This window comes from Ideonella azotifigens (assembly GCF_006519715.1).
Lineage (GTDB): Bacteria > Pseudomonadota > Gammaproteobacteria > Burkholderiales > Burkholderiaceae_C > Ideonella > Ideonella azotifigens.
Genome location: NZ_VIDT01000346.1, coordinates 1 through 5,831, shown reverse-complemented (window position 1 = coordinate 5,831; position 5,831 = coordinate 1). Strand labels below are relative to the sequence as shown.

The 5,831-nt window shown below is 66.7% G+C and carries 6 protein-coding genes; 5 read left to right on the top strand and 1 reads right to left on the bottom strand.

Annotated features, from left to right (window positions below):
* Window positions 1-144 precede the first annotated feature (144 nt).
* Entirely contained in the window at window positions 145-687 is a 543-nt protein-coding gene (locus FKP22_RS18930) for a hypothetical protein (protein WP_141289270.1), read from the bottom strand.
* 127 nt (window positions 688-814) lie between these two features.
* Between FKP22_RS18930 and cadR the strand changes: the two genes are divergently transcribed.
* The 5 genes from cadR to FKP22_RS18905 all read left to right on the top strand — a co-directional run.
* Window positions 815-1,351, top strand: coding sequence for a Cd(II)/Pb(II)-responsive transcriptional regulator (gene cadR / locus FKP22_RS18925; protein WP_141289269.1), 537 nt, complete (start codon window positions 815-817; stop codon window positions 1,349-1,351).
* A 161-nt stretch (window positions 1,352-1,512) separates the two neighbouring features.
* Entirely contained in the window at window positions 1,513-1,785 is a 273-nt protein-coding gene (gene yajC, locus FKP22_RS18920; RefSeq protein WP_141289271.1) for a preprotein translocase subunit YajC, read from the top strand.
* A 112-nt stretch (window positions 1,786-1,897) separates the two neighbouring features.
* The gene (gene secD, locus FKP22_RS18915) at window positions 1,898-3,802 is read left to right on the top strand and encodes a protein translocase subunit SecD (protein ID WP_141289268.1); all 1,905 of its coding nucleotides are present in this window, start codon (window positions 1,898-1,900) and stop codon (window positions 3,800-3,802) included.
* Window positions 3,803-3,851: 49 nt separating this feature from the next.
* Window positions 3,852-4,886 (top strand): protein translocase subunit SecF, encoded by a 1,035-nt coding sequence (gene secF / locus FKP22_RS18910; protein WP_141289267.1) that lies wholly within the window; start codon window positions 3,852-3,854, stop codon window positions 4,884-4,886.
* A gap of 32 nt (window positions 4,887-4,918) precedes the next feature.
* A partial coding sequence (locus FKP22_RS18905; protein ID WP_141289266.1) for a DUF1631 family protein occupies window positions 4,919-5,831 on the top strand: 913 nt, incomplete at its 3' end.

Genomic DNA, 5,831 nt, shown 5'->3' with positions numbered 1-5,831 from the left:
GGCCCGGTCCACCGCCCGCGCCTCGATCAGCTCGGCCAGTGAATACAGCGCCATCACCATCGCCGCCTCGGGCCAGGCGCCAATCGCAAACGCGCCCAGCACTGCCACCGTCATCAGTGCGCTGATGTTCAGCTGCAGCCGGCGCTAGGCGGCCAGGCCCTTGCGCAGCACGCTGAAGCCCGCCAGCGCAATGGCCAAGGCGGCCAGGCCCATGCCCAGCGCCTGCAGGATGGGCGTGGCGGGTGCGAGCAGGTCCAGCAACTCGGCGCCGGCCGCAATCACCAATGCGGCGACCAGGCGCAGCGTCTCGCGCCGCAGGGCCTGTCGGCCGGTGTCGGCAGGCAATGGGGCGGACAGGGTTTCGGTGGCGAAGCCCGCGGCCTGGATGGCAGAGACCACGCCGGGCCAGGCCTCGGCCGGAACTGAGATCGCCAGCGCCCGCGCCGGCAGGTCGAACTTCAGCTGCTCGATGGCGCCAAACGTGGCCAGCGCCGCGCGGATCTGGTTTTCCTCGACGGGGCAATCCATGTCCGGGATGCGCAGCAGCAACTGACCCGGCGCGGCGGCGGTGGCTGCTCGCAAAGGCGCTGCTTCGTGGGCGCAGCAGCCACCACAGGACGCGGCGGGCGCTGGCGCGTGATCGTGGTCGTGGTCGTGGTCGTGCGGCCGGGCGGTGTGGGTGGACATGGCGGTTTCCAGAGCGTTGGCCGGATTGGAAAGCCTGTAGCCACTCCAGAGTCAAGCCGCTGCCGCCAGCAGGGAGAAGCGGCCTGGCTGCCTAGAATTGCCGCACCCAGACTTGAGGGTCACGAAGATGAAGATTGGCGTTCTGGCCGAGGCGGCTGCCACGCCGGTGGAGACCATCCGCTACTACGAGCGGCAAGGGCTGCTGCCGGCGCCTGCGCGCACCGAGGGCAATTTCCGGGTCTACCTGCCGGAGCATCTGGCGCGGCTGCAGTTCATTCGCCACTGCCGCGGGCTGGACATGTCGCTGGACGAGGTGCGGCAGTTGCTGCGCTTCAAGGACGCGCCCGGCGGCGACTGCCATGACGTGAACCAGCTGCTGGACGCGCACATCGGCCATGTCAGCCAGCGCATCCGCGAGCTGCGCCAACTGGAAAAGCAGCTGAAGGCCTTGCGCGAGCAGTGCAGCGGTGCTTCGGCGGCGGCGCAGTGCGGCATCCTGTCCGGGCTGGAATCGGCCGCGCGCGAAGTGGCACCTGTGCAGGGCAACAAGGCCGGCGGCCACCTGCGGGCGGTGCATGGTGGACCGGCCCATGCAGCCCATGTCCACGAGCCGGTGCAGGCCATCCAGGCGGGCTTGAACCTGTCGTCGGGGCAAGGGTCCTAGCGGGTCCTACAATCGGCGGTTGCCGTGCGCCCCGGGTCTTCGAGCAAGACTCTGGTCGGTGCCGCGGGCCTTTTGCGTGGCCGCCTCGCGGCGACCACACTCTCCCACAAGGAATTCACGTGTCGATCTCTTCTGTTTCTCTTGCCCAGGCCGCTGGCGGCATGTCCGGTCTGGTCCAGTTCCTGCCGATGGTCGGCATTTTCGTGGTGATGTACTTCATCATGATCCGGCCACAGATGAAGCGCCAGAAGGAGCTGAAGGCCATGATCGAGGCGCTGGCCAAGGGCGATGAAGTCGTCATCGGCGGCGGGCTGCTGGGCCGCATCAGCAAGGTCTCTGAAAGCATCCTGTTTGTCGAGATCGCCAAGGATGTGGAAGTCCAGGTGCAGCGCCACACCGTCGTGCAGGTGCTGCCCAAGGGTTCGATGAAATAAGCTGCGCCGCTGGCGTCCGCCTTTTCGTTTCTTTGCCTTCTGAATCCGGTCGGCCCGCCTTGGCGGGCCGTCGTCACATGGCGCGGGCTGTGTCCCAGCCCGCGAACTGCCCATGAATCGCTACCCTCTGTGGAAATACGTGCTGCTGGCGTTCGCGCTGGTCATCGGCCTGGTCTACACGCTGCCCAACCTGTTCGGCCAGTCGCCAGCGGTGCAGGTTTCCAGCGGCAAGGTCGTTGTCAAGGTCGACGGCTCGCTGGTTGGCCGGGTGCAGCAGGCGCTGGACGCCGCCGGGCTGAAGCCCGACTACGTGCAGCTGGAAGGCAACTCGGTGCGCGCGCGCCTGGCCGACACGGATGCGCAGCTCAAGGCCAAGGACGTGATCGGCAAGGCGCTGAACGCCGATCCGGCTGATCCGTCGTACATCGTTGCGCTGAACCTGGTGTCGCGCTCGCCGCAGTGGCTGGCGAGCCTGCATGCGCTGCCGATGAACCTGGGCCTGGACCTGCAGGGGGGCGTGCACTTCCTGATGCAGGTCGACATGAAGGCGGCGCTGACCAAGAAGGCCGAATCGCTGACCGGTGACATCCGCACGCTGCTGCGCGACAAGAATGTGCGCCATTCCGGCATCTCGCGCGATGGCAACACGGTCACCGTCAACTTCCGCGACGAGGCCACCCGCAGCACCGCGCTGGGCCTGCTGAGCGACAGCCTGCCCGATGTGCAGTGGACGCCACAGGCCGGCGCGAATGGTGACCTGTCGCTGAGCGGCGCGCTCAAGCCCGCCGAGGCCATCAAGGTGCAGCAGGCTGCGCTCAAGCAGAACATCACCACGCTGCACAACCGGGTCAACGAACTCGGCGTGGCCGAGCCGGTGATCCAGCAGCAGGGGCTGGACCGGGTCGTCGTGCAACTGCCTGGCGTGCAGGACACCGCCAAGGCCAAGGACATCATCGGCCGCACCGCGACGCTGGAACTGCGCATGGTCGACGACAGCGCCGAAGCCGCTGCGGCGGCCACCGGCAGCGGGCCGGTGCCGTTTGGCACCGAGCGCTACGTCGAGCGTGGGGGGCGCCCGCTGATCGTCAAGCGCCAGGTCATCCTCACCGGCGACAACCTGGCCGACGCGCAACCCGGCTTCGACGACCACCAGCAGCCGGCCGTGCACCTGAAGGTCGATGCCAAGGGCACGCGCATCATGCGCGACATCTCGCGCGACAACGTCGGCAAGCGCATGGCCATCCTGCTGTTCGAGAAGGGCAAGGGCGAGGTCATCACCGCGCCGGTGATCCGCGGCGAGCTGGGTGCCAGCTTCCAGATCTCGGGCAGCATGACAACCCAGGAAGCCACCGACACCGCGCTGCTGCTGCGCGCTGGCTCGCTGGCCGCGCCGATGGAAATCATCGAAGAACGCACCATCGGCCCCAGCCTGGGCGCCGACAACATTGCCAAGGGCTTCCACAGCCTGACCTATGGCTTCGCGGCGATCGCCGTGTTCATGTGCCTGTACTACCTGCTGTTCGGCGTGTTCTCCACGCTGGCCTTGGCCTTCAACCTGCTGATGCTGGTGGCCATGCTGTCGATGATGCAGGCCACGCTGACGCTGCCCGGCATTGCCGCCATTGCGCTGGCGCTGGGCATGGCCATCGACGCCAACGTGCTGATCAACGAGCGGGTGCGCGAGGAATTGCGCAATGGCAGCTCGCCGCAGGCGGCGATCCACGCCGGCTACGAGCGTGCGTTTGCCACCATCCTGGACTCCAACATCACGACGCTGATCGCCGGCGTTGCGCTGCTGGCCTTCGGTTCCGGCCCGGTGCGCGGCTTTGCGGTGGTGCACTGCCTGGGCATCGTGACCTCGATGTTCTCCGCGGTGATGTTCTCGCGTGGCCTGGTGAACCTCTGGTACGGCCGCCAGAAGAAGCTCAAGTCGGTTTCCATCGGCCAGATCTGGCGCCCGGCGGGTGCCGCTGGCGCCTCGACATCGACCGAGGTCCAACCCTCCGACGCCAGCTGACAGGCTTCTGCCGCAGCCCCGCAAGCAACGTTCTCCCAGAGGTTCTGCCATGGAATTCTTCCGTATCCGGCGCGACATCCCGTTCATGCGGCATGCGCTGGTGTTCAACGCTATCTCGGCGCTGACCTTCGTCGCCGCCGTGTTCTTCCTGGTCACGCGCGGCCTGCACTTCTCCAACGAGTTCACCGGCGGCACAGTGCTGGAGGTGGCCTACACCCAGGCCGCCGACCTGGCCCGCACCCGCGAGGTGGTCGAGAAGATGGGTTTTGGCGAAGTGCAGGTGCAGAATTTCGGCACCTCGCATGACGTGATGATCCGCCTGCCGGTCAGCAAGACCACCAAGGCTGCCGACATGGCCAGCAACGTGTTTGCCGAGCTGTGCCACGCTGAATCCGGCCAGGTGGCTGACCGCCAATACACCACGCCACAAGGCGAGCAGGTGAGCCGCAAGGCTTGCGAAGTGGCCGGTGCCGAGCCGCTGAAGCTCTCGCGCACCGAGTTCGTCGGCCCGTCGGTCGGCGAAGAGCTGGCCTGGGACGGCGGCAAGGCGCTGATCTTCGTCGTGCTGGGCATCATGGCCTATCTTGCGATCCGCTTCGAGTGGAAGTTCGCGGTCGCCGCGATCATCGCCAACCTGCACGACGTGGTCATCATCCTGGGCTTCTTCGCCTTCTTCCAGTGGGAGTTCTCGCTCTCGGTGCTGGCGGCGGTGCTGGCGGTGCTGGGCTACTCGGTGAACGAGTCGGTGGTCATCTTCGACCGGATCCGCGAGGCCTTCCGCAAGTACCGCAAGATGAGCACCCACGAGGTGATCGACCACGCGATCACGTCGACGATGAGCCGCACCATCATCACCCACGGTTGTACCGAAATGATGGTGCTGTCGATGCTGGTGTTTGGTGGCCCCACGCTGCACTACTTCGCGATTGCGCTGACCATCGGCATCCTGTTCGGCATCTATTCGTCGGTGTTCGTCGCCGCGGCCATTGCGATGTGGCTGGGCGTCAAGCGAGAGGACTTGATCAAGTTCTCGGCGGCCAAGGAAGGTGATCCGAACGATCCGAACAGCGGAGCGGTGGTGTAGAGTGGAAAGTCCACTCGAACAGATACGGATTCATGCCTGACGCAGTTGCCGGCGCCCCCACGATAGACCAGGCCCGGCATTTCTTTGCCGACCAGGTCTTGAAGGACTTGCAGCCGCTGCGTGAGGCTGCGATCGCCGAGGCGCATGTGCTGCTGGACCAGACTGCCGAGCGCGCGGTGATGCAGCTGCGCCAGGACACGCTGCAGGACCTGATGCGCAATGGCAGCCAGTGGTTGCCGCTGGTCGCCAGCACGCTTCGCGCCAAGCTCTTGCCGGAAGCACCGCACACCACGCTGGCCGAGTTCGCTGGCGCCTTTGCTGGCGGCGGCGGGCTGCAACTGGTCGACGACGCGACCATCCAGCGCAACATCCTGATCTCCCGGCTCACGCTGGCCGTGCTGGACCGCACGACCTGGGAATTTGCCGACCTGCGCGCGCGGCTGACCGATCTGTCCGGCCAGAGCGACCTGGACGACGACGACCTGTTCCGCCCGCAAGTCGTGGCGCGCGGCATGCTGAAGGCCTGGCTGGAAGCCGGGCTGACGCTGGAGAGCTGGCGCATGCTGGAGAACGTGCTGCACAAGGCCTGTTCCGAGCACGTCGAAAAAGCCTTTCACGCGACCAATCAGTGGTTGATTGAACGTGGCGTGCTGCCCCGCGTCGACCTGCGACCCTTCATCCGCCGCTCCGACGGCACCAGCACCAGCCCCACGCCGCTGGACACCACCAGCGGCGCACCTTCCACCACGTCCGGACCCAGCACCCAGTCCGACAGCTCCGGCTGGAGCGAACCCCAGCCACTGGGCCCCAACATCAGCCGGGTCATGCCGGCTTCGCTGTCGCAAGGTAGCGGCCAGGGCGGCCAGCACCCATCCGGCCAGCGTGCCCAGGGTGGCCAGCCGCAAGGCGGCGCGGTGGCGCGCGGCGGTGCGGGTGGACCCGGTT